This window comes from Proteus sp. FZP2095 (genome assembly GCF_023701425.1).
In the GTDB taxonomy this organism is placed as follows: Bacteria; Pseudomonadota; Gammaproteobacteria; order Enterobacterales; family Enterobacteriaceae; genus Proteus; species Proteus cibarius.
Genome location: NZ_JAMQBJ010000001.1, coordinates 2,012,153 through 2,034,057 on the forward strand (window position 1 = coordinate 2,012,153; position 21,905 = coordinate 2,034,057).

General features: G+C 37.4%; 30 protein-coding genes and 1 tRNA gene. 24 read left to right on the top strand and 7 right to left on the bottom strand.

Features of this window, described 5'->3' with window-relative positions; genetic code table 11:
- Positions 1-220: 220 nt before the first annotated feature.
- The 5 genes from NBG71_RS09700 to NBG71_RS09720 all read right to left on the bottom strand — a co-directional run bounded on the left by NBG71_RS09700 (position 221) and on the right by NBG71_RS09720 (position 3,862).
- Entirely contained in the window at positions 221-604 is a 384-nt protein-coding gene (locus tag NBG71_RS09700) for an antiterminator Q family protein (RefSeq protein ID WP_036934643.1), read from the bottom strand.
- Entirely contained in the window at positions 604-1,578 is a 975-nt protein-coding gene (locus tag NBG71_RS09705; protein WP_198622886.1) for a DUF7146 domain-containing protein, read from the bottom strand. The genes NBG71_RS09700 and NBG71_RS09705 overlap by 1 nt, the downstream gene beginning before the upstream one ends.
- Positions 1,575-3,140: a DEAD/DEAH box helicase family protein gene (locus NBG71_RS09710; RefSeq protein ID WP_250916812.1), complete on the bottom strand. Its 1,566-nt coding sequence runs from the start codon at positions 3,138-3,140 to the stop codon at positions 1,575-1,577. The genes NBG71_RS09705 and NBG71_RS09710 overlap by 4 nt, the downstream gene beginning before the upstream one ends.
- A gap of 256 nt (positions 3,141-3,396) precedes the next feature.
- A complete protein-coding gene (locus tag NBG71_RS09715; RefSeq protein WP_072065067.1) occupies positions 3,397-3,645 on the bottom strand; it encodes a hypothetical protein in 249 nt (82 codons plus the stop codon).
- Positions 3,638-3,862, bottom strand: a complete 225-nt coding sequence (locus NBG71_RS09720; protein WP_020946099.1) for a Cro/CI family transcriptional regulator — start codon at positions 3,860-3,862, stop codon at positions 3,638-3,640. Before NBG71_RS09720 ends, NBG71_RS09715 begins: the two co-directional genes overlap by 8 nt.
- 95 nt (positions 3,863-3,957) lie before the next feature.
- Here NBG71_RS09720 and NBG71_RS09725 point away from each other — a divergent pair, with 95 nt between their 5' ends.
- The 14 genes from NBG71_RS09725 to NBG71_RS09790 all read left to right on the top strand — a co-directional run bounded on the left by NBG71_RS09725 (position 3,958) and on the right by NBG71_RS09790 (position 10,800).
- Positions 3,958-4,665, top strand: coding sequence for a LexA family protein (locus NBG71_RS09725; RefSeq protein ID WP_071425848.1), 708 nt, complete (start codon positions 3,958-3,960; stop codon positions 4,663-4,665).
- Between the two features lie 175 nt (positions 4,666-4,840).
- Entirely contained in the window at positions 4,841-5,665 is an 825-nt protein-coding gene (locus tag NBG71_RS09730; RefSeq protein ID WP_250916813.1) for an NYN domain-containing protein, read from the top strand.
- 206 nt (positions 5,666-5,871) lie between these two features.
- Complete coding sequence (locus NBG71_RS09735) at positions 5,872-6,078, top strand: hypothetical protein (protein WP_071425799.1); 207 nt, start codon at positions 5,872-5,874, stop codon at positions 6,076-6,078.
- A gap of 2 nt (positions 6,079-6,080) precedes the next feature.
- A complete protein-coding gene (locus NBG71_RS09740) occupies positions 6,081-6,290 on the top strand; it encodes a hypothetical protein (RefSeq protein ID WP_071425798.1) in 210 nt (69 codons plus the stop codon).
- On the top strand, positions 6,271-6,447 hold the full coding sequence (locus NBG71_RS09745) for a hypothetical protein (RefSeq protein ID WP_161779961.1): 177 nt from the start codon (positions 6,271-6,273) through the stop codon (positions 6,445-6,447). Before NBG71_RS09740 ends, NBG71_RS09745 begins: the two co-directional genes overlap by 20 nt.
- Positions 6,440-6,838, top strand: a complete 399-nt coding sequence (locus tag NBG71_RS09750) for a hypothetical protein (protein ID WP_250916814.1) — start codon at positions 6,440-6,442, stop codon at positions 6,836-6,838. The genes NBG71_RS09745 and NBG71_RS09750 overlap by 8 nt, the downstream gene beginning before the upstream one ends.
- A complete protein-coding gene (locus NBG71_RS09755; RefSeq protein WP_250916815.1) occupies positions 6,838-7,137 on the top strand; it encodes a hypothetical protein in 300 nt (99 codons plus the stop codon). The genes NBG71_RS09750 and NBG71_RS09755 overlap by 1 nt, the downstream gene beginning before the upstream one ends.
- Entirely contained in the window at positions 7,134-7,556 is a 423-nt protein-coding gene (locus tag NBG71_RS09760) for a hypothetical protein (protein ID WP_250916816.1), read from the top strand. Before NBG71_RS09755 ends, NBG71_RS09760 begins: the two co-directional genes overlap by 4 nt.
- Positions 7,557-7,630: 74 nt before the next feature.
- Complete coding sequence (locus NBG71_RS09765) at positions 7,631-7,984, top strand: hypothetical protein (RefSeq protein ID WP_250916817.1); 354 nt, start codon at positions 7,631-7,633, stop codon at positions 7,982-7,984.
- A gap of 413 nt (positions 7,985-8,397) precedes the next feature.
- The gene (locus tag NBG71_RS09770) at positions 8,398-9,096 is read left to right on the top strand and encodes a Rha family transcriptional regulator (RefSeq protein WP_250916818.1); all 699 of its coding nucleotides are present in this window, start codon (positions 8,398-8,400) and stop codon (positions 9,094-9,096) included.
- Positions 9,093-9,677: a hypothetical protein gene (locus NBG71_RS09775; RefSeq protein WP_250916819.1), complete on the top strand. Its 585-nt coding sequence runs from the start codon at positions 9,093-9,095 to the stop codon at positions 9,675-9,677. The genes NBG71_RS09770 and NBG71_RS09775 overlap by 4 nt, the downstream gene beginning before the upstream one ends.
- Before the next feature lie 12 nt (positions 9,678-9,689).
- Positions 9,690-10,298, top strand: a complete 609-nt coding sequence (locus NBG71_RS09780; RefSeq protein ID WP_161769678.1) for a hypothetical protein — start codon at positions 9,690-9,692, stop codon at positions 10,296-10,298.
- Positions 10,298-10,615 carry a hypothetical protein gene (locus tag NBG71_RS09785; protein WP_161669476.1) on the top strand — a complete coding sequence of 106 codons (318 nt, stop codon included), beginning with the start codon at positions 10,298-10,300 and terminating at the stop codon, positions 10,613-10,615. The genes NBG71_RS09780 and NBG71_RS09785 overlap by 1 nt, the downstream gene beginning before the upstream one ends.
- The gene (locus NBG71_RS09790) at positions 10,612-10,800 is read left to right on the top strand and encodes a helix-turn-helix transcriptional regulator (RefSeq protein WP_051175912.1); all 189 of its coding nucleotides are present in this window, start codon (positions 10,612-10,614) and stop codon (positions 10,798-10,800) included. The genes NBG71_RS09785 and NBG71_RS09790 overlap by 4 nt, the downstream gene beginning before the upstream one ends.
- A 76-nt stretch (positions 10,801-10,876) precedes the next feature.
- On the opposite strand, the gene NBG71_RS09795 is transcribed toward NBG71_RS09790, so the two are convergent.
- Positions 10,877-10,953: transfer RNA gene (locus NBG71_RS09795), tRNA-Arg, on the bottom strand.
- A gap of 190 nt (positions 10,954-11,143) precedes the next feature.
- On the opposite strand from NBG71_RS09795, the gene folD reads away from it, so the two are divergent.
- The 4 genes from folD to NBG71_RS09815 all read left to right on the top strand — a co-directional run bounded on the left by folD (position 11,144) and on the right by NBG71_RS09815 (position 14,500).
- Positions 11,144-12,016, top strand: coding sequence for a bifunctional methylenetetrahydrofolate dehydrogenase/methenyltetrahydrofolate cyclohydrolase FolD (folD, locus tag NBG71_RS09800; protein WP_075673948.1), 873 nt, complete (start codon positions 11,144-11,146; stop codon positions 12,014-12,016).
- Positions 12,017-12,019: 3 nt separating this feature from the next.
- Positions 12,020-12,232 (top strand): ribosome-associated protein YbcJ, encoded by a 213-nt coding sequence (ybcJ, locus tag NBG71_RS09805; RefSeq protein ID WP_075673947.1) that lies wholly within the window; start codon positions 12,020-12,022, stop codon positions 12,230-12,232.
- 652 nt (positions 12,233-12,884) lie between these two features.
- On the top strand, positions 12,885-13,826 hold the full coding sequence (gene fruK, locus NBG71_RS09810) for a 1-phosphofructokinase (RefSeq protein WP_075673946.1): 942 nt from the start codon (positions 12,885-12,887) through the stop codon (positions 13,824-13,826).
- Between the two features lie 230 nt (positions 13,827-14,056).
- Entirely contained in the window at positions 14,057-14,500 is a 444-nt protein-coding gene (locus NBG71_RS09815) for a hypothetical protein (RefSeq protein ID WP_075673945.1), read from the top strand.
- Between the two features lie 89 nt (positions 14,501-14,589).
- Here the strand turns inward: NBG71_RS09815 and cysS are convergent, their stop codons facing one another.
- A complete protein-coding gene (gene cysS, locus NBG71_RS09820) occupies positions 14,590-15,981 on the bottom strand; it encodes a cysteine--tRNA ligase (RefSeq protein WP_075673944.1) in 1,392 nt (463 codons plus the stop codon).
- A 375-nt stretch (positions 15,982-16,356) separates the two neighbouring features.
- On the opposite strand from cysS, the gene ppiB reads away from it, so the two are divergent.
- From ppiB to NBG71_RS09850, 6 genes are all read left to right on the top strand, one after another.
- The gene (ppiB, locus tag NBG71_RS09825; RefSeq protein ID WP_250916820.1) at positions 16,357-16,851 is read left to right on the top strand and encodes a peptidylprolyl isomerase B; all 495 of its coding nucleotides are present in this window, start codon (positions 16,357-16,359) and stop codon (positions 16,849-16,851) included.
- A 12-nt stretch (positions 16,852-16,863) separates the two neighbouring features.
- Positions 16,864-17,586, top strand: coding sequence for a UDP-2,3-diacylglucosamine diphosphatase (locus NBG71_RS09830; protein WP_075673943.1), 723 nt, complete (start codon positions 16,864-16,866; stop codon positions 17,584-17,586).
- A 134-nt stretch (positions 17,587-17,720) separates the two neighbouring features.
- Positions 17,721-18,242 (top strand): 5-(carboxyamino)imidazole ribonucleotide mutase, encoded by a 522-nt coding sequence (gene purE / locus NBG71_RS09835; protein WP_075673942.1) that lies wholly within the window; start codon positions 17,721-17,723, stop codon positions 18,240-18,242.
- On the top strand, positions 18,239-19,306 hold the full coding sequence (gene purK / locus NBG71_RS09840; RefSeq protein ID WP_156733948.1) for a 5-(carboxyamino)imidazole ribonucleotide synthase: 1,068 nt from the start codon (positions 18,239-18,241) through the stop codon (positions 19,304-19,306). Before purE ends, purK begins: the two co-directional genes overlap by 4 nt.
- A 123-nt stretch (positions 19,307-19,429) precedes the next feature.
- Positions 19,430-20,689 carry an MFS transporter gene (locus NBG71_RS09845; RefSeq protein ID WP_099660093.1) on the top strand — a complete coding sequence of 420 codons (1,260 nt, stop codon included), beginning with the start codon at positions 19,430-19,432 and terminating at the stop codon, positions 20,687-20,689.
- A gap of 67 nt (positions 20,690-20,756) precedes the next feature.
- Positions 20,757-21,782, top strand: coding sequence for a mechanosensitive ion channel family protein (locus NBG71_RS09850; protein WP_075673939.1), 1,026 nt, complete (start codon positions 20,757-20,759; stop codon positions 21,780-21,782).
- Positions 21,783-21,905: the final 123 nt, after the last annotated feature.

Consider the following 21,905-nt stretch of genomic DNA (forward strand, 5'->3'; position numbering starts at 1 on the left):
ATTAAGAATTTTGCTACCAAACATAGCATTAATAAAAAAAATGGATATTGAAACTATTTCATATTTAATATGAAGCTATTTCATTTTAAAAATTAAAAGCGCAGACAAAGAGAATAACCAATATAAAAACACAAAACCTCACTTTAAATGAGGTTCATAAGCTAGTTGACCTTGATGTCAGTCTTATCACAATATCATCATTTTTACGTACGTAAAGTTTTTATATGATTTTTTCTACATATCGATCCATCTCTAATGGAACATCTAGCATCATTAACATACCTTCTATTATTCCTTCTGCCTTTTGTAATTTTTTACCTATATGCCCATCAGAACAATTGTGCTTGTTAGCAAGTTGCATAAATGTCATTCCGAATAAGTAATAATCAAGCAATAGATCATGCATATCACTATTCTTTTTATTCAATTGCGCCATACAACTAGAAATAATTATTGCATCGTCTTCACAGCATTGAGGACGAGCTTTAACCTTGCTTGGTATTAATCCACTAAATCCCGCAGCAATCGAATACCATTGAACCGACTCTGTATTATCTGCCGACCATGCACCCCATCTTTCTAATACCTGTTGTATATCACGCATTACGCCACTTCCTTATGTTGTCTTGAAAATACTAACTCTCTTACCTCACAAGCTTCTGTTAGCATGTCATTAAAATCACCATTATCAGGCCATCTCACACTGACCGTTTCTACATCATTATTAGAAAGTAGGTTTTTATGTGCGCACTCCATAGCTGCAGCATGACCTGCCGCATTCCAATCCATATCTGTAAAGATAACAAGGTGGATAACACCTTTTGGTGCTTTGAACTTTTTCATGAAGTTAGTATTGATGACCGACCAAGTATTTACACCATAGAGTTGCTTACAGGAAAGTGCCGTCTCGATACCTTCAGCTATGCCAAGTGTGGTATCGACAGGAAACATTCTTATCGCGACAGATTCTGCATACTCTAAATAGTTATCTTCCTGCACCGCGGTCATTTTCTTCACAACATCAAGAGGGGCTTTTTTGTCTCCTTGTAAATATGTTCTATGTAAATAACAAAGTTGCCCTTTAGCATCAGTAGCTAGTGACCAAATAGCTTGAAATTTGTCAAAACTATTACGAACAGGTTGATGATCACAATAACGGACATTATCTGCTGGTAATTCAAAAACTCCTCGATTCTGCAAATACTGCATGGCGGGTGTGTTTTTCAGTATGGGTAGTTTGGAATAACAGCCAGTGATGCGTTGGAATAAATTATTCTTATTTATTTTAGTTGGCAAAATAGCTTCTTTTTCTCGCTGATTACCAATCAATACATCAATTTCATCTGCTAATGTTTTAAAGTCTTTACCTTGTGTTCTTTCCAGTAATTGAAAGCCATTACCCGAACCACATGTACAGATGTAAGTTCCTCGCCCGTCTTTATCATCAATACGGAATTTTCCTTTTTGTCCGCAGATAGGGCACTTTCCTTTAAAGTGCTTACGCCCCGTTATAGGAGGTAATCCATAATGTGCAAATATTTTTGCCCATAGCCCTTTTACGGCATCAATTGTATTCACAGTAAACCTCCTTGCTGTGGCTGGTGGCTAATTTGAGTGCGTAATTTTTGAATATTGACTTGCGCCTTCTTGCGAGATTTAGCAAAGGCGATTTGTTTATATTTAATAAAGTTGCTCACTTCAGGTGTGATTTCTTGTGGCGTGTTGTGAAAACCTTGTGGCCATACACCAAATTTATCTTTGAAGGTATTGGAGACCCAACCATCACTGATGGGCTTGCCCTGTGTCGCACGTTGATTCTGGTAGTATTTCAATTGAGACCACCAGCTTTGCTTGTCTTCTCGGGTGTAAGTGCGCTCTTTCTTATTCAGTTTTTTGATGTTTCGACTAGTATCAACATCAATATCTTCACCGACTAAAGGTTTAAACCCACATTTAGGGCAAACATAAACACCTGCAGGCTTCATGTAGTGGCAAGAGGAACATTCTTTGGGTTTCTTCTCTTGTTTTTCTTGCTCTCGGATAGATGAAGATTCACTCATGCCGTCGTTTTTGGTAGGCAGTTCGTCATATTCAATGTCATCTGGATAACCTAAGCGGTGAACAGAACCGGAGTGATCGAAAATAAGGCAAGTTTCTTTCCCTGGCGCAGTACGCAATCCTCTACCAATCGCCTGACACCAACGAATTTCTGATTTAGTTGGACGGGCATAAATAATGCAACGAACATCACTATCAAAGCCGGCAATCAATGTTCCCACGCTCACAAGTATCTTAGTCGCGCCTTGCTCAAACCGATGAATAATGATCTGACGCTCATCATGTGGCGTATCTGCGGTGATCACCTCTGCATTCACACCTGCGCGGTTAAATTCGACAGTGACAAAATTGGCATGACTGACCGTGACACAAAAGCAAATCGTCGGTAGGTTTCGACCATTCACAAGCCAGTTATCAACAATATCTCCCACCAAATCAGCACCACTCATAATTTCAGCTATCTCAGCTTCTTTGTAATCACTACCGAACTCTGCGTTGCTGGACGATTTCACTTTTGATAAATCGGGTTTAGTCGGCGCATAGAACTCGTATGAGCTTAAATCGCCACGTTTGATTAACTCTTTCATGGTGGTAGGTTTGATTAATGTTTCGTAGTAATGTCCAAGGAATGAGGCAAAAGGCGTACCAGACAAACCAATTACCTTGAATTCACACTCACTGATCACTTCTAATATTTTCTTACGGCGTAAATGCGCCTCATCGATAATGAGTAAATCGATATTGTCTGGAAAGTCTCGACGAATAACGGTATCTGCTGATGCGATTTGAATTAAACGAGTCGGATCATAATTAGGGTGATCACGCCATACATAGCTAATCTCTTCAGCTGGCAAGCCATACTCAATAAAACGACTAGCTGTTTGATCAATCAAAATTGTGTAAGGAACAAGAAACATCACTCTCATTCCACGCTGAATATGTCCGTCAGTAATAAACGCAGCTAATGCCGTTTTTCCGCTTCCTGTTGGGCTATAAATCATGAATGTTCTATTTTGCTTCCATGCCTGACGTAACATCGTCAATCCGCGTTCCTGTGCAAAATTTGGTGTGATTGTTAACATCGGTTTCCTCATCTGAAAATTAGCACTGCCAAAGGAAGGGGTTTATTTTTATCTGGACGTCTAAACGGCTGTTGGTCTTTTAACTCCTATAGAGATCTATATTTAAGATCTACTCACTCCCTTGGCTGTGCCTTCCCTAACACCCCTTTCAAAGATCACCCCCCTTTCCCCCCTAGAAAGTTTTCCCCTCTTCCCCAGAAAACAATCTAGACGGCTAAACGTCTTAACTTCCAATGCCTCCTAAATTTAATTACTGCTAAATCGATAACGGCTTTGCTGTGTACCCTTGCATTGCCCTCTGATAACGCTTTATGAACTCTCTTAATCTGACGTTAGCTTCATGGCGAGCTTTGTTGTCTTTACGGTAGGGAACTTGTTCTCGTTCCCATTCCGTTTGATACACTTCTGAATATTTAACTAATGCCTTTTGCCTCATGCTTGGGCTTAACTTCGTAAGTTGTTCCTGAATCCACTTAGCATCATCAGGGAAGTAGTGATCAGGCATCGGCATGTTGATTTGGTGCACCTAATTGCTCCTTGATTTTGTTTGGAAATGGCTTTATTTCTTCAGCTTCATACCCTCCTAAGCCATTAGTGGAAATGTAAATAATTCGCCCTTTTCGTAAAGCTTGGCTAATTGCAGTTTGATGTACGCCAAGTAGCTCTGCAGTTCTTCCTTGCCCATTTTTTCTAACAAACTCGGATAAAAGTTCTTTTTGCATTTAATACCTCCACAAACAGAATAATACTATAGATATTATTATAATCAATACCTACAGTATTGGAATGTTAATATTAATAGTATTAGGATGTATTCATGAAATTAGAGAAAAAACTGACGACAGAACAGCTTGAAGACTGCTATAGGTTGAAAGCTTTGTATGAGTTAAAGAAAAAAGAGCTTAATCTAACTCAGCAGCAAATAGCTGATGAACTAGATATTAGTCAAGGAGCCGTTGGCCATTATCTTAATGGGCGAAATGCTCTTAACTTACAAATTGCCTCTGTTTTTGCTAAAAAACTACAAGTATCAATATCTGAGTTTAGCCCATCCTTAGCTAAAGAAATAACAGAGTTATCAAAAGGATTTGATGCAAATGTTAGCAACCCAAGGCCTTATCGACCAGCCCCCAAATACCCCGTTATTAGCTTTGTTCAGGCAGGGAATTGGACTGAAGCCTGTGAACCATATACGTTGAGTGAGATTGACGAATGGTACGAGTCTGAAGTTGCTGTTCAGGGATCTGCTTTTTGGCTTAAGGTTGAGGGTGATTCAATGACAGCGCCAACGGGTATCAGTATTCCTGAAGGATCATTGGTTCTAGTTGATACAGGAAGAGAGCCTATAAATGGAAGTTTGGTGATAGCTAAACTGACTGAAACAAATGAAGCAACATTCAAAAAACTTGTCTTGGATGGTGCTAAATATCTTAAAGCACTAAATCCTGCTTACCCAGTTATTACGATCAATGGCAACTGTAAGATCATTGGTGTTGTTGTTCAGATGATGATGCGTTTTGTGTAACACAATGGCCTGACGACACGTTTTAGGGTGTGGTATCTAAGTTTGATATAAAATAATTTAAAAAGTTGTTGACATAGGGTTGGCAACTGGAATAGTCTAAGAGCGTCAAGCCCAGCCCCGTTCGTAGACAATAGTTAATATCTACATAACGGCTCTGGGCATTTTTTATTTCAACATGAAAAAGACAGCTATTCTTATTGATGCAGGATTCTTTATCTCCCGAGTTAGCGCTGTAAAGCGAAAGCATTTTAAAGATCATGATTTAAATGCATCTCATCTAATGAAATTAATATGGGGACTTGTTCAGTATCACTTGAACAAAAGACATGGCTCTCATGAGCATAGAGCTCCATTGGAATTATACCGAATTTACTTCTACGATTGCCCACCACTTGATATACAAACAAGGTACCCTTTACCAGCAGAAAAAGGGCACACATCACCACCAAGGAAAAATTTTAAACTAGAGCCATCTTATATTCTAAGAACAGAACTTCATGAAGAATTAAGGAAGAGTAGAAAAACAGCTCTCAGGATGGGAACACTAGTTGATAGTAAGCGTTGGCAAATAAATGAACACACACTCAAAGATCTTCTTGCTGGCAGAAAAAAATGGGAACAACTAACCAATGATGATTTTCATTACGATATAAAACAAAAAGCTGTAGACATTAAGCTAGGCATGGATATAACTATGCTTGCATATGAAAAATTAGTGGATGTAATGGTTCTGGTAGCTGGTGACTCAGATTTCGTTCCAGCAGCTAAACACGCAAGAACAAAAGGAATAGACTTCATCTTAGACCCATTAAGGCAAGACGTATCACCAACTTTATCTGAACATATAGATGGAATCCAATCTTATGGTTTAATATCTGCAATTGCAGACATACTACAAGTAACTCCAGACCCTGTACCAGATTGGTGGGAAGATAAAGTAGCCAGATCAGAGGCTAGGAAAAAAACAAGTCAGCGTAGAACAAGACCTAAAAGAAGCTAACCACAGCCCTCACCGCGAGGGCTTTTTTTGTGCCCTCTCCCCTCCAAAGAAGTGATCTGCATTCCAATCTGAGATTTATTTGAAAATAAATTATCTGAAATATCAATAGCTTTTATACTAAAAACAACATTCAATACCTTAAGTATTGAAATAAAATAATACTTAAACTATTATTTATGGCGTCGATTGAAAATAAAGGTGTAAATATGACCACTATACATTCTACCTCAACCCCTAATTTACCGAAACCTGACATACATACAGCCGTAATATTACCTATGTTCTTGTTTCGTTTCTGGACTAAAACTGAGAATCCAGAGAAAAAAGAAGTTATGGCTACCAGTGCTGAACAAGCTAAAGAGTTACTCGGTAGCAATGTTGTTTTCTCTGCTCAATTTCCTTGCGAGGCTTAATTATGGCTCACGAACTCAACTTAGAATCTGTTGCAAAAAAAAGCTCTCAATTAAATGCACTGTTATTTCAACTAAATAATCTTCGAATTCCTGAAAGCCCTGATGTTGAAACTTTAATAGAACTAGCGCATGAATTATCTGGTGATGTTGTTAACTGGATTCTTGAAGAAAATGCACAGAGAGATAATGATCATGATAAAAGAAATAATTAATGTAGATAGCGGAAAAATGCTAGATACATTACATCGAGTAAAAGCATTTTTAATCTCAGCTCAGTTTCTTTCTCGCAATGGTGAAGAACAAGAAATTCAACTTAGTTTATTATCTCAAGCAGAAGATGAAATTAATGAGGTTTTAAATGATGAATAACACTGAATTAAAACAATCCGCTTGTGATGAATTACTTTATGCGACTTCTATTTTAAATCTCATTATCAACGATAACGTAACACCTAGTGATAATATGTTTAATGCTATTGAGTCAGCAGTAGCTAATATAGAAAGAGCAAAAGAAAATGTATCAATTATTAATACTGATAAATTACCAAAGCCTATCGGTGAAATTAAAATCAGTGATAACGATACAATTGAAACGGCTGTCGGGTGTATTTTAAATACATTAGAAACTGCAATCAATTTAAAAGTTGCCGAAGAAAGCGGTCATATTAAAAATTACGACATTCAAATTACAAATTTAATCCAGTCAGCCAAATTAAATTTAAAAATTGTTTATGAAAAAATCAGTTTCACGGAGGCGTAATGAATATTGATGAATTAATTACCCTTCCTGATTTGAAAGTTCTATCGGAAAAAGAACTTGGGAAATTAAGAGCAAATTTAGACTTATCTATTGATTCACTCATTACAGGAATGAATATATTCGGTGAGTTTATGTTTTGGGCTGATGCTAATGAAAATTATCCAGATGGAAAAGATCATCTTGGTGATGTGGGATTATTTTTAAGCCAACTGTCATTATTGATATCAATACTAAATGACAGACTTGGTGGAATTGAATACGAAATATCAAATCGAAAAATAAAAGGAGCACGGAAATGAATAACCAACACGAAGCTATTGAGAAAGCAACTGATAATCAAATTACTATTGCCATGCGCCCTGTTTATATTATTGCAGGTGCCAACCGTGCTTACTTAAGTGAGCGTTCAGCATTAAATAAGCTAGCAAATATTCTCACCGAGCGTGAATTTCATAAAGAAGGCATTGAGACTAACTATGAAGGTGAACAATGCGAACTTGAAAATGGCACAGTCGCTTTCAAGCGTGGCGAACCTACCGAACACTTTATGGATCGCAAGGAAGCTAAACTAACCGAACTCCAAGAGCGATTAAAGCATGTGCGTAATATTGAACGCTTACAAAAAGAATATGCTAAAGCTGTCGCTAAATATGATGATGCAGAAAAAGAAGCTGATAGATTATATTACGAATTAAATAATGCTTTAACCAATAAATAAATCATCCATTAAATAAAAATTAATTATAGCGTTCATGCTAGGGATTGCTGCGCTCTGAATCAGGAGTAAGCAACATGGATAAAGTTAATTTACTTGAAATAAGAAGAAAGCGATTTATCAACTCAGTGCTTATTTACATTAAACAAAATGGAAAGAAAGCTGAGTTTAAATCAAAGGTAAATAGTAAAACTGTTATTACAGAAATTAGCTTTGAAAATTTAAATAATTTCTTCCGTGATGTCTATGAAGAAAAGGATTGCCGTCAACGTTGTAAGTGGAGAGATAAAGATATCTATAACACCTATGAGCAATTATACAAATCTAACGGTTCAATTTCTGAAATGGGTAAATTCATGATTGATTATATCGTTGAGTATTTACCGCCTTACTTAAATGGAGAGGAATATAAATATCATGACGTATTCTGAATTCATGAAAAAAGGTAAGCAATTAGAGAGTAAATGATTTTATAGACGCGCAATAGAGCAATACAACCAAGCTTTTATTATTGCAGATCCACCAGCCAAAGGTGCAATGAGTTATCAACAAAAAATAAGTAATCAATCATCTAAGCGTTGCCTAGATAAAGCAAAAATTAAAATACCGGGTGGCATGTTATGAGTAAGAAAATAAAAAGTAGAAGAGGCGGAAGTAAAACTAAACAAGGACATAAAGGCACAGATTTTGACTGTTGGTTGAGAATGAAGCAAGAAGACAATCTCTTTCATCCAAACATATCTAAATACGTATCAACATTTCAATCCAATATTGATTTCGTAGAAATGCCACTAAATAGATCTATGCGGCGACATATAAACAAAATAAATAAGGACATTTAATTATGCAATATTTAATCAATACAGAATTATCAATGACCTCAAAAGAAATCGCTGATTTAGTCGGCGCTCGTGAAGACAATGTAAAAAGAACCATTGAAAGACTAACTAATAGCGGTGTGATTTCCCACCCTCCATTGGAGGATGGAGCTAAATCAGCTAACGGAGTAATACCAAAACACTATTTATTTTCAGGTGAAGAAGGTAAGCGTGACAGCATTATTGTAGTTGCTCAATTATCACCTGAATTTACAGCTCGGTTAGTTGATCGCTGGAAAGAACTTGAAGATGAACGAGTCAAACCTAAATCACAGGCAGAAATTATTGCTGCTATGGCACTAGCTAACTTAGAAAGTGAACGCCGAATATCTCATGTAGAGCAAAAAGTTGAACAAGTAAATGAAGTCGTTGAGCAAATAAAACAAGGAACCATCCCTACTGGCTGGATCGGGTACTCTCTGGCTAGAACTAAATCAGGTATGACGGTGGATAAGTGCAAAACACTCACCAAACAGTTCAATGTTCGCAAAAATACAATAACTATTCTTACGCCCGAAGGTATGCCTAGACCGATGGCCATTATTCATGAGGCTGATTTTATATCTGCATTCAAGACAATGATGAATGAAGCCGAGAAACGTGGCACTCGCTGGCATCATCCTAAAATGGGATTATTTCAGGCAATTGGCTGGGAGGATAAATGATGGCTTATTTTACTGATACTAGTAATGGCGTTATTTCTGATGATGGTGCTTTAATTTCTTACTCTGAAGCTGTAACAGCTCTTGAATCAGGTAAATACGATAAAGAGTTATTGAAAGGTTTATATTTAGCCGCTGCAGTCATGGGTAAGTTAGCTGATGAACCTGAAACATTAACACCTGAACAGCGAATTTCTGTATGGCGCTGGGTGGTAGCAACTTGCTTTATCCGCGAACTGCAAGAAAAAAATGGCACCACTGAAATTCGTAATGAAGAAGGCGGTGTTGATCTTGCCACTATTTACAGTAACGGAGAAAACGCTTTAACCATTTACCCAGCTTCTTTGCGCCTTTGTCTTGCAAGACATTTTGAAAGCATTTTTATCGAAGAGTTAGGGGGTATCTATAAAGATTATTGTCCTGACTTCATCATAAAAGCCTATATCGGCTTTCTAGATATCTCTCTTGAGCATGGCCCTCGCCTATCAGAAAAAGGACGTGAAGGACTTTGTATTCTTCATGATGATTATATTCGCGAGTTAGAAGCTAATAACGGATTTCTAGCTATGCCAACTATGCACTAAGGACGGTAAAAAATGACAACTAAATTACCTTACATCGAGACAAGCCAATTAAGAGCTGCACTTACATTATTAAAAATGAGTGATGATGTTCGTCTTATTACTAATTGCATCCACATCAACGCTGAATATATCGAAGTATCTAATGGGCATGCAGTATTGCGCATGAAACACAATTCTGAATTCAGTGATGATATTGTTATTCAATTTGATGAAGCAATTCCTAGAGATGCTGAATATACACATATTAAATCATATGACGATGGTTCTTATGTCGCTATTCATTATAAACAAGAGAAGGATGAAAATTTCTATCCCTCCTATAAAACAAAGCTCACTTTAATTAAAGATAAGTACCCATCATTTAATTGTCTTTTTGAGCAGGAATTTATTAAAGGTGAAGCACCCTTAATACAGGCCATGTACTTAGCTTTACCTTATTTATTATTTGGTCGTGTTATTACAGGAATACTAAAAACAAAAAATAACAAGAATGTGCTTTTTAATTTTTCATCTATGACAAAAGACGCATTTGGAGATCCTAAATTACTTGTACTAACAGTGTCTGATAATGCTTTTGATATTACCGATAAAGTTTACAACTTAATTAAGGATGATGATTAATGACAACTTTAGATTTAAATCTCGTTAGTGTCATCAAAAATGCAGGTGGTGATCCTGGTGATATGACAGATGCTGTATGGAAAGCCGGTTATCGTAAAACAAATTTTACCATTGAACAGATCATTGATATCACGGTGAGCATGACGGGTGATTCTATTTATTTAAAATTACCTCATGACAATTTGCCTAAGACATTGGATGACATTAGCAAATATTATTTAAACAATATCATTTTTGATGCTCATTGGGATAACCCACCAACAGTTGTTGCACAGGTCATTATGGAGAACGGGTATAGGAAGGGAGACAAAAAGTGACAACTACAACTCGATATATTAAGTGGAAGGAAATGATCCAGTTAACAGGGAAAAGCAAACCTACAATTTGGAGAATGTACGCAAAGCGAAATGAGTTCCCCAAACCAGAAAGAACAAAAGGCGGTACGTTTTTAGGTTGGCCAGAACATGTCTATGAAGAGTGGGTTAGAAGTGAAAAGCTATAATGCTAACTTGACCCGTTACTTGACCCGCATCTCTTGCGGGTTTCTTTTTAAAATCTCGTAACTCATTGATTTTAAATGGTACGCCCTACAGGATTCGAACCTGTGACCTACGGCTTAGAAGGCCGTTGCTCTATCCAACTGAGCTAAGGGCGCCTAGAGGAACTTAGACGTCAGCAATCACTGCTGATAACGGGTGTGAATTATACGTTCAACATTCTGAGAGTCAACGCTTTTTCAACGATATCAAACTATATGGTCAAAATATGGCAAGTATTCGACTGACAGATTGCTCTTGATCTGACAAAATAGACCAATACCGTAATTGAATAATTTGGATGTATAGATGTCAGCAAGAATTATAGATGGGAAATCGATTGCGCAGACCATCAGAAGCGAAGTTGCAGAAAAAGTAAAACAACGTATTAATGCAGGAAAACGAGCGCCTGGCTTAGCTGTTATTTTAGTGGGGGATAACCCGGCATCACAGATTTATGTTGGAAGTAAACGCCGTGCTTGTGAAGAAGTTGGCTTTATTTCTCGCTCTTATGATTTACCAGATACTACCAGTGAAGCTGATTTATTAAATCTTATCGACCAGCTTAATGCAGACAACACCATTGATGGTATCCTCGTTCAGCTCCCCTTACCTGCCGGAATTGATAATGTTAAGGTTTTAGAACGCATTCATCCTGATAAAGATGTGGATGGCTTTCACCCTTACAATATCGGCCGCCTATGCCAGCGAGCACCTAAATTACGCCCTTGCACACCTCGTGGTATTGTCACACTTCTAGAGCGTTGTAATATTCCTATGAATGGCTTAAATGCCGTTATTATTGGTGCATCAAATATTGTTGGTCGCCCGATGAGCTTAGAACTATTACTTGCAGGTTGTACAACAACAGTTACTCACCGTTTTACTAAAGATCTGCGCTTTCATGTTGAGCACGCGGATTTAGTTGTTGTGGCGGTAGGTAAACCTAACTTTATTCCTGGTGAGTGGATTAAACCAGGTGCAATCGTGATTGATGTCGGTATAAACCGTCTTGAAAGTGGTAAAGTTGTCGGGGATGTTGATTTTGAGGCAGCATCTCAACGTGCGGGCTGGATTTCTCCTGTCCCTGGTGGTGTAGGTCCAATGACCGTAGCCACACTTATTCAAAATACTTTGCAAGCATGCGAAGAGTACCACGATCCTGAAACAGGAAATAATTAATCGATGGAAACATTTCAATTAGATGGGCACGACTATGTCGAGCTTTGTGATTTATTAAAACTTCAAGGTTGGACTGAAAGCGGAGCTTCTGCTAAAAGTGTCATTGCAGAAGGTTTAGTGAGTGTTGACGGCGAAGTTGAAACCCGTAAACGCTGTAAAATTGTTGCAGGGAAAGTGGTCACCTTTAGTGAGTTTTCCGTTAGCGTCAGCAAATAATCAGCAAATTAATTAATATTGAAAAAGCGTCGCTATCTCAGCTTCGCTTTTTTTCTTTTTAATCCTTTTTTACCTTTAATTCGCATTTTCTCCCTCTTTTTTCTTATTTAGTCATATTCTAAAAAAGAAAATAAATATAACTCATTGAATTAAAATAAAATCATACAATTTAATTTAATATATTTAAATCTAGATCATCATTTTTAAGCCGATCTATGGTTATAATCTCCTTTCACAGTTCAGCAAATTGTACATTTTATAAAAAAATAGATAAAAAGAAGTGCTATAAGTTATTATTTTATATGTAGATAACACTTTTTAACCAATACTGTAAAACTTCAGCAACAACCCTTTTTATTGATATTTTTATCCGTTTATTCATGTTTAAATGCCCTTAAATGTGATTTAGATCTAATTTATTTCTACTTTTATTAGGCAAAAGAACATTGTTTGTACTAAATTACAGGTTATAATTTGAAACGATTCAGCCCAGTGATGCTATTTTAGCTGTTATTTTGTGATATTTAAGTCTTTCTTGCCCTTTATCTAACAGGAGATTTTATGCTCGACTTACCCACTCAAGGTATCTTTATCTTTGCTAAATTACAGCAAAAATCGATGCCTGTTCTTTTATTTAAGGTAAGGAACTAGCATGAAACGCAGAGTAGCAACCATCACACTTAACCCTGCATATGATCTTGTTGGTTTAAGTAATCCCATTGAACTTGGTGAAGTTAATCGTGTTAAAACGGCTGGCTTCCATGCTGCTGGTAAAGGCATCAATGTGGCTAAGGTTTTAAAAAGCCTTGGCGTTGATGTTACTGTTGGCGGTTTTTTAGGCAAAGAAAACCAAGATGGATTCCAAAAAGAGTTCAGTGACTCCGGTATCGCTAACCGTTTTCAAATGGTTGAAGGCCGTACTCGTATTAATGTCAAACTCACAGAACCTAATGGCAAAGTAACTGACTTCAATTTTTCAGGTTTTGAAATCACAAAACAAGACTGGACTCGCTTTGTTAACGACACACTAAGTTGGGCGGGTCAATTTGATATGATTTGTGTCAGCGGTAGTGTTCCCCCGAGTGTTGATCTCAATGATTTCACTGCGTGGATGACACGCTTACGTAGCGAATGTATGTGCTTGATCTTCGACAGTAGCAGAGATGCTTTTGTCGCAGGATTAAAAGCCTCTCCTTGGTTAGTTAAACCTAATCATCATGAATTAGAGATTTGGGCAGGCAGACCTTTACCTGAACTTTCTGATATTGTACAAGCAGCACAAACATTGCGTCAGCAAGGTATTGCTCATGTCGTTATTTCATTAGGTGAACAAGGTGCTATGTGGGTAAACGCATCTGGCGCATGGATGGCAAAACCACCTAAATGTGATGTTGTAAGTACAGTAGGTGCTGGTGATTCAATGGTGGGTGGTTTAATTTATGGTTTAATGATGCGACAAACCAGTGAGCACACCTTACGTCTTGCTACTGCTGTTTCTGCACTTGCGGTAAGTCAAACCAATGTTGGTATTCACGATCGTGAACAATTAGCAAAAATGATGGCAGAAGTAGAATTAACTCCCCTAAAATTATAACTAATAGCATAGTGGTAAATTGAATAATAATAAGTAGAGTTACCACTTTTTTATTCAATATATTAACGCTATGTTATAAAAACTCTAAAATAGAATCTCTTTAATTGATTAATATTTATTATTAAATCAAACTTTATTTTTTCCATTTATCCGATAAACTTCACTTTAATAAATTTTAACAAAGATATTCTAAAACCAATAAAAACTTATTTCTGTTTTTAGGAGAAATTATGGAAAGGCCCATAGTACTTTTATGGATCCAAGTTATTTCAGTATTATTTTTAGGTATCAGTTTATTTATATTAGTTGCTGGGGCGCCAATTTATTTATTAGCAATGGCAATGGGTGGTGGCCAAACAATACTAGTGGGTTTTTTCATCATGCTGTGTCTAGTTATAACAATGATAATGCAAGTTACAGCATGGATAAAACTAGCTAGAAATAGTAGAAATGCTTACTCTTTTTTGAAAATTTCATGGGTATGTTTATCTATTTCGCTCTTTTTTATGCTTAGTATTTCGATGTCATTAACAAATATGTCAGAGATTAGCTTTGTTGTTTTTTCTATTATCGTTATCTTAACGCATCGGCTTTTTTTCTCTGAAAATGTGATTTCTTATTTTGAAGATAAACAAAAAGATAACGAAAGAAAAACGAGTATTATTAGTCAATAAATTAATCATCAGACAAAAAAATATCGGATATTTAATATCCGATATTTTTATATTAAACATGTATTAAGTGTAACTACTCAATCATTGTATTAATTATTACGACGCCAAACTGTTCCTTGAGGGCCATCTTCTAAAACAATCCCCATCGCTGTTAATGCGTCACGAGCGACATCAGCTGCAGCCCAATCTTTATTTTTACGAGCATCATTACGCTGTTGAATTAACGATTCAATTTTTTCAACTTCACCAGCATCATCTGCTTTAGCACTACTTTGTAAGAAACTTTCAGGTTCTTGCTCTAATAACCCTAATACTTTAGCCAGTTTACGTAATACTGCGGCTAAGCCATTTGCCGCATTCATATCAACTGATTTTAGACGATTCACTTCACGCGCTAAATCAAACAAGACTGAATAAGCTTCTGGTGTATTGAAATCATCGTTCATTGCGTCAATAAATTGTGCTTCAAACGTTTCGCCACCCACAGGTTGTGCATCTGCATCAGTGCCGCGTAATGAAGTATAGAGGCGTTCTAATGCCGTACGAGCCTGTTTTAAGTTTTCTTCAGTGTAGTTAAGTTGACTACGATAATGGCCTGATAATAAGAAATAACGCACAGTCTCAGCATCGTAATAAGCCAATACATCACGAATAGTAAAAAAGTTATTAAGTGATTTAGACATTTTTTCTTTGTCTACCATCACCATACCCGAGTGCATCCAGTAATTAACGTAAGGGCCATCATGGGCACAAGTTGACTGTGCAATCTCATTTTCATGATGAGGGAACATTAAGTCTGAACCGCCACCATGAATATCAAAATGATGTCCTAATTCTTTACCATTCATCGCAGAACATTCGATATGCCAACCGGGGCGACCTTCTCCCCATGGAGACGCCCAGCTTGGTTCACCAGGTTTAGACATTTTCCATAAGACGAAATCCATTGGATTGCGTTTTACGTTAGCCACTTCAACACGAGCACCGGCTTGTAGTTGCTCTAAATCTTGGCGAGAAAGTAAGCCATAATCAGGATCAGTATCAATCGCAAACATCACATCGCCATTGTCGGCAACGTAAGCATGCCCACGTTTAATTAATGCTTCTGTTAATTCAATAATTTCAGCAATATGGTGTGTTGCACGTGGTTCTGAATCAGGGCGAGCAATATTTAATGCATCAAAATCTTTATGCATTTCAGCTAACATACGAGTCGTTAATTGCTCACATGTTTCATTATTTTCAATCGCACGTTTGATGATTTTATCATCTACATCCGTTACGTTGCGCACATAGTTAACATCGTATCCCAAGTAACGCAGATAACGGGTTATGGCGTCAAACGCCACAAATGTACGTCCATGACCAATATGGCATAAGTCATAAATAGTGATGCCACACACGTACATACCTATTTTTCCTGCATGGATAGGTTTAAATTCTTCTTTTTGGCGAGTGAGAGTATTAAAAATCTTTAGCATCAGTGGACGTTCCCGTTTTCAACTGTACGTGTTTATTACGTTTTTATATAAAAGAAAATAACAACTACTATAGCATGATATTAATAAGGATATTGGATCTTGCAGTCAAAGCAAACGCAAGATTAGAGCTTTTATCTTACTCTGCTTAACGCTTATTTTCACTGTTCAATCGTTGATAGTGAACAATCAAACTTCTATTATTTGGCTAAATTTTGGCGAAAAGTGTTTTTTCTTTCTATTACTGATTTATTTGGCAAGAAAAAGTAGAGCGAGAAAAAGATGCATACTGACTAAATTAGGCAACTGTGATATAAAAACGGGACTGTTGTTTATGCCCAAATCTGGGTAAAGCTAAAATTATATTAGGATCTGAATATGGTTACTTTTCATACCAATTACGGCGATATCGTGATTAATACATTTGCAGACAAAGCACCTGCAACCGTAGAAAATTTTTTAGACTACTGTAAAGAAGGATTCTACGATAACACTATTTTCCACCGTGTCATCAATGGTTTTATGATCCAAGGTGGTGGCTTTGAACCAGGTATGAACCAAAAAGCGACCAAAGCACCTGTAAGAAACGAAGCAAACAATGGCCTAGCAAACAACCTCGGTACATTAGCAATGGCTCGTACGAACGATCCACATTCTGCTACTGCTCAGTTCTTTATCAACGTTGCAGACAACGATTTCTTAAATTTCCGTGCTGAAAATGCAAATGGTTGGGGATATTGTGTCTTTGCTGAAGTTGTCGAAGGCATGGACGTTGTTGATAAAATTAAAGCTGTTTCTACAGGCCGTAGCGGTTTCCACCAAGACGTTCCTCGCGAAGATATCATCATTAAAAGTGTAACGGTTAGCGAATAAGCCTCACTTTTTATGTGTACGCTTTTTATTGCAGACCTGCATTTAAGTGAACATGAACCGGCAATCACTGCCGGTTTTCTTCGCTTTTTAAAAGAACAAGCTATTCATGCAAAAGCACTTTATATCTTAGGTGATTTTTTTGATTTTTGGATAGGTGATGATGATCCTAATCCTTTACATCAACAAATTGCTCAAGCTCTGATGACGCTAAAAAATGCAGGAGTACCTTGTTATTTTATTCATGGAAACCGTGATTTTTTAATTGGCTCTCGTTTTGCAAAAGAGAGTGGTATCACCTTACTTCCACAAGAAAAAGTGCTCGAAATTGAGAAGCATCGCATCCTAATTTTGCATGGTGATACACTTTGTACAGATGATGAAGCGTATCAACGTTACCGCAAAAAAGTACATAATAAATTTATTCAGCGTTTATTCTTGTTGTTGCCTCTATTTATTCGACTGCGTATTGCTGACAAAATGCGTTCACGTAGCCAGCATGAAAATCAATATAAGTCTGATGCCATCATGGATGTTAACCCGCAGGCTGTGATTGATACTTTTAAGCATTTCAATACAGAATGGATGATCCATGGTCATACTCATCGCCCGGCAATTCATACTGTTAATATTGATGATAAAATACATTATCGTGGTGTATTAGGTGCTTGGCATACTGAAGGTTCTATGTTTAAAGTGACAGCTGAAAAAATAGAACTTATTCATTTTCCCTTCTAAGTTGTTTTGCTTATTTTCTTCATAAAAAGGCTTTTTTTTCTTTACGCAAACGTTTTCCTGTGCGTGTTAGCGTGATACTATCATGCTCAGTTTATTAGGCTATATCCGTTTATGCTTACAGGAGCAGTTAAGTAATGTCTTCTCAAGTTGGTCTAAATACCTCTTCCGCTCGTATCGCTATTGTAATGGGTTCTAAAAGTGACTGGGCAACAATGTCTCATGCCACTGATGTACTAGACGCACTACAACTTCCTTATCATGTTGAGATTGTCTCTGCACACCGTACCCCTGATAAGTTATTTAGCTTTGCAGAACAAGCCAAAAGTAATGGTTTTGATGTCATTATTGCAGGAGCAGGCGGTGCTGCCCACTTACCAGGTATGCTCGCAGCAAAAACACTCGTCCCTGTATTAGGTGTTCCTGTTCAAAGTGCTGCATTAAGCGGTGTTGATAGCCTTTACTCTATTGTGCAAATGCCGAAAGGTATTCCTGTGGGAACCTTAGCGATTGGTAAAGCAGGTGCCGCCAATGCGGCTTTATTAGCCGCTCAAATTTTAGCATTACACTCCCCTACTATTTTTGAAGCACTAACAGCATGGCGTACAGCACAAACTGATGATGTCTTAAATAACCCTGATCCAAGGGAGGCACTATGAAGCCAGTTTGTGTTCTTGGAAATGGCCAACTAGGGCGAATGCTAAGACAAGCCGGTGAGCCTTTAGGAATTGCAGTTTATCCAGTAGGATTAGATGCAGAGCCTGAAGCCGTTCCTTATCAAAAAAGCATAATCACAGCTGAAATTGAACGCTGGCCTGAAACCGCACTCACCAAAGAATTAGAACGTCATACTAACTTTGTAAACCGTGACATTTTCCCATTGCTTGCCGATAGATTGCCTCAAAAACAACTTCTTGATGAGCTAGGTTTAGCAACAGCACCTTGGCAACCATTAACATCACCAACACAATGGTCTGATATCTTCGCTCAATTGGGTGATTTTATTATTGTGAAGCGCCGTGTTGGTGGGTATGACGGTCGTGGCCAATGGCGCATTCATCCCGGTGAAGAACAACAATTACCCGCTGAAATTTATGGTGAGTGTATTGTTGAGCAAGGTATTCCTTTTTCAGGTGAAGTGTCATTAGTAGGTGCGAGAGATAGTAACGGAAATTGTGTTTTCTATCCTTTGACTCACAACCTGCATCAAGATGGCATTTTACGCATGAGTGTTGCATTACCAACGCCTGCATCAAAACTACAACAATCAGCGGAAAAAATGCTGACCGCCATCCTTAATAAGCTCAATTATGTGGGTGTAATGGCGATGGAGTGCTTTATCGTTGGTGATAAATTACTTATTAACGAATTAGCCCCTCGAGTTCATAACAGTGGTCATTGGACACAAAATGGTGCCTCAATTAGCCAGTTTGAGTTACATCTACGTGCAATTTTAGATTTACCTATGCCAAAACCTGAAGTTTGCCAATCGGCAGTAATGGTTAATTTGATTGGTACTGATGTCAACCCTCAATGGCTTTCATTACCATTAGTTCATTTACATTGGTATGAAAAAGAAGTTCGCCCTGTCCGCAAAGTGGGTCATCTCAATCTTGTACATCGCGATAATCAACCACTGAAAGAGACACTCAAATCATTAAGCTTGATGCTTGATGATGCCTATCAGTACCCTATCAAATGGGCTTTAGAAAAATTAAGCTAGCAGTCCGACTCATAAAGTTAGAGAATAATAGCCTTTAAACGAACAGACCTTAGATAAAGAGGTCTGTTATTCGCTATTTTCTCCTGATTATTCAGGTTACTGCACCCATTTGATGGAGTCAGGATGCAAGCCACGCAAGAGATTTTTGGGCCCGTTTATCAGTGGAGTATGCTGATATTATTAGGCTTTGTGTATTTTTTAGCTACCGCAACCACATTTACTTCTTTAGGCGTTGTTCTTCCCAGTATGATAAACGAGCTAGAGTGGAACTGGACTCAAGCAGGCCTTGGCTTTACGTTATTAGGATTAACCTGCGGTCTTGCGAGTTTTTTACCCACATTGCTGATCCGTAAATTAAGTGTTCGCCTTACACTACTTATCGGATTAATCATTTTTGTCAGCGGTTTCTATTTTCTTTATGAAACATACACCATTGCACGTTATTTTCTCGGTACCGCACTGCTAGGTATTGGTTTTACGCTACTGGCTACTGTACCTGGTACTTATGTTATTTCCCGCTTATTTGAAAAACAGTCCTTTGCCTTTGGTGTTTATTTTACCATTGGTGGATTAGGTGGTGTTGCTGGGCCTTGGATCTATTTTTTAGCAACCCATTTATGGCATACATGGCGAATGCACTGGCTTATCTCAGCGATCACACTTACTCTCGTTACTCTTCTCACTATTTTATTTTTACGCGAAGGCACAAAAGAACAAGAGCACGCAAAAAAAATTAGCCAACTTCAAACCACAAAACGTATCTATCAAACTAAAGAGATTTGGACGGCTCGTCATGCTTTAAGAACATGGCAATTTTATGTTATTGCTGCGACTTATACGGCCTTTTTATGGTGTGGGATCACGGTCAATAGTTTTGCTGTTGCGCATATTATTGAAAATGGTTTTGGTGAAACTATTGCCGCAACACTATTGAGTAGTATGGCATTTATTAATGCTTTCTCGCGCCTAGCAGGTGGGGCTATTGGTGAATGGTTAGAACCTAAAAAATTACTTATCGCAAGTTTAAGTATTATTATCATTGGGTTGCTCGCGCTAAGTATGGCGAATTCTTGGGTTTACCTGATCTTATTTACGGTTTGTGTCGGTATCGGTTATGGCATGACGTTTTTAGCATCAAGTATTTTGCTTGCTAACTATTTTGGTCGCTCTCCTTACCTTGAGCTGTTTTCAGTGATGAATTTAATTTCAACACTGGCTTGTTTAGCACCTTTCTTTGCTGGAGCAATCAAAGATATTTCAGGTAGTTTTACACCTGCGTTCTTGATTTTAACCATCCCTGTTTTACTGATTTTAGCGATAACACTGTTTATGAAACCACCAGTCTATCCTAAATTTCAGCATGCAAGTGAGCAAGAAAAGTAACCATTAAATAAGCAAGATAGTGAGTTTCGTATTATAAGAACGCATTTTCTAAGGAGATATTAAGCTGATGAATGATGCATTAATAATAAAATACTCAATAGGTGTTGGCATTGCTTTAGCCTGTTTTGTTGGTTTTGTCGTCGTATCTCTTTTTCATGATAAAAAGAAAAAACGCCGTAGAAATATTATTATTCATATCAGTCAAGCTATCTTGCTTTGTAGTTTAGTGCTTATCTTAAGCCAATATTGTGAAATGGCTGTAGTCGATTTTAATCTTCACTTTATCTCCTTTAGGATGATTAACTTCTTTACTTACGTCGGCATAGCCTTAGTTTTAATGCGTAAGTTTTTTCTGCTTATTAATAGATTAGAACAATCTCAGATTAAAAAAGGTAGTGACCCTACTTCTGCTCGTATTATTTCTCGTATATTTAAAATCACTCTATTTGTCATTATCATTTTATTGTTCGGTGAGCATTTTGGTATGAGCTTATCCGGCTTAATGACATTTGGCGGATTAGGTGGTATCGCAATTGGCATGGCAAGTAAAGATGTATTAAGTAATCTTTTCTCGGGTGTCATGCTCTATTTCGATCGTCCTTTTAATATTGGTGATTGGGTTCGATCTCCTGATCGTAATATTGAAGGCACAGTAGTTGAAATTGGCTGGCGTATTACCAAAATCATCACGTTTGATCATCGACCACTTTATATTCCTAACTCAATTTTTTCCTCTATTAGTGTGGAAAACCCCGGAAGAATGACTAATCGACGTATTGAAACTGAACTCGGTTTACGTTATGAAGATTCAGATAAAATTGGCGTGATCGTTGAAGATATTCGCACCATGCTGATGCAAAATGACAAAATCGATACACAACAAACGTTGTTAGTCTATTTTAATCAGTTTGCAGACTCTTCACTCAATATCATGGTGTATTGTTTTACTAAAACAACGGTATGGGCACAGTGGCTTGAAGCTCAGCAAGAAGTCTATTTAAAGATAATTGAAATTGTGCATAAACATGGCGCTGATTTTGCCTTTCCATCTCAAACGGTCTATATCGAAAAACCGTCTCCAATTACCCAATAATGCAAAATGGATAAGTTTATTCTCTCATAAACTTATCCATTCCCCCACTTATCGATTTACTGATTTATGCATTTTAAATGCATAAAAAAATTAATTTATCTTTTTAATTTATTTCAATCACAT

Coding starts and splice junctions, on each gene's coding strand:
- NBG71_RS09700 (WP_036934643.1), bottom strand. CDS start 604: ATGCGTGATATACAACAGGTATTAGAAAGATGGGGTGCATGGTCGGCA.
- NBG71_RS09710 (WP_250916812.1), bottom strand. CDS start 3,140: ATGTTAACAATCACACCAAATTTTGCACAGGAACGCGGATTGACGATG.
- NBG71_RS09715 (WP_072065067.1), bottom strand. CDS start 3,645: ATGCCTGATCACTACTTCCCTGATGATGCTAAGTGGATTCAGGAACAA.
- NBG71_RS09720 (WP_020946099.1), bottom strand. CDS start 3,862: ATGCAAAAAGAACTTTTATCCGAGTTTGTTAGAAAAAATGGGCAAGGA.
- NBG71_RS09725 (WP_071425848.1), top strand. CDS start 3,958: ATGAAATTAGAGAAAAAACTGACGACAGAACAGCTTGAAGACTGCTAT.
- NBG71_RS09730 (WP_250916813.1), top strand. CDS start 4,841: ATGAAAAAGACAGCTATTCTTATTGATGCAGGATTCTTTATCTCCCGA.
- NBG71_RS09735 (WP_071425799.1), top strand. CDS start 5,872: ATGACCACTATACATTCTACCTCAACCCCTAATTTACCGAAACCTGAC.
- NBG71_RS09740 (WP_071425798.1), top strand. CDS start 6,081: ATGGCTCACGAACTCAACTTAGAATCTGTTGCAAAAAAAAGCTCTCAA.
- NBG71_RS09745 (WP_161779961.1), top strand. CDS start 6,271: ATGATAAAAGAAATAATTAATGTAGATAGCGGAAAAATGCTAGATACA.
- NBG71_RS09750 (WP_250916814.1), top strand. CDS start 6,440: ATGAATAACACTGAATTAAAACAATCCGCTTGTGATGAATTACTTTAT.
- NBG71_RS09755 (WP_250916815.1), top strand. CDS start 6,838: ATGAATATTGATGAATTAATTACCCTTCCTGATTTGAAAGTTCTATCG.
- NBG71_RS09760 (WP_250916816.1), top strand. CDS start 7,134: ATGAATAACCAACACGAAGCTATTGAGAAAGCAACTGATAATCAAATT.
- NBG71_RS09765 (WP_250916817.1), top strand. CDS start 7,631: ATGGATAAAGTTAATTTACTTGAAATAAGAAGAAAGCGATTTATCAAC.
- NBG71_RS09770 (WP_250916818.1), top strand. CDS start 8,398: ATGCAATATTTAATCAATACAGAATTATCAATGACCTCAAAAGAAATC.
- NBG71_RS09775 (WP_250916819.1), top strand. CDS start 9,093: ATGATGGCTTATTTTACTGATACTAGTAATGGCGTTATTTCTGATGAT.
- NBG71_RS09780 (WP_161769678.1), top strand. CDS start 9,690: ATGACAACTAAATTACCTTACATCGAGACAAGCCAATTAAGAGCTGCA.
- NBG71_RS09785 (WP_161669476.1), top strand. CDS start 10,298: ATGACAACTTTAGATTTAAATCTCGTTAGTGTCATCAAAAATGCAGGT.
- folD (WP_075673948.1), top strand. CDS start 11,144: ATGTCAGCAAGAATTATAGATGGGAAATCGATTGCGCAGACCATCAGA.
- ybcJ (WP_075673947.1), top strand. CDS start 12,020: ATGGAAACATTTCAATTAGATGGGCACGACTATGTCGAGCTTTGTGAT.
- fruK (WP_075673946.1), top strand. CDS start 12,885: ATGAAACGCAGAGTAGCAACCATCACACTTAACCCTGCATATGATCTT.
- NBG71_RS09815 (WP_075673945.1), top strand. CDS start 14,057: ATGGAAAGGCCCATAGTACTTTTATGGATCCAAGTTATTTCAGTATTA.
- cysS (WP_075673944.1), bottom strand. CDS start 15,981: ATGCTAAAGATTTTTAATACTCTCACTCGCCAAAAAGAAGAATTTAAA.
- ppiB (WP_250916820.1), top strand. CDS start 16,357: ATGGTTACTTTTCATACCAATTACGGCGATATCGTGATTAATACATTT.
- NBG71_RS09830 (WP_075673943.1), top strand. CDS start 16,864: ATGTGTACGCTTTTTATTGCAGACCTGCATTTAAGTGAACATGAACCG.
- purE (WP_075673942.1), top strand. CDS start 17,721: ATGTCTTCTCAAGTTGGTCTAAATACCTCTTCCGCTCGTATCGCTATT.
- purK (WP_156733948.1), top strand. CDS start 18,239: ATGAAGCCAGTTTGTGTTCTTGGAAATGGCCAACTAGGGCGAATGCTA.
- NBG71_RS09845 (WP_099660093.1), top strand. CDS start 19,430: ATGCAAGCCACGCAAGAGATTTTTGGGCCCGTTTATCAGTGGAGTATG.
- NBG71_RS09850 (WP_075673939.1), top strand. CDS start 20,757: ATGAATGATGCATTAATAATAAAATACTCAATAGGTGTTGGCATTGCT.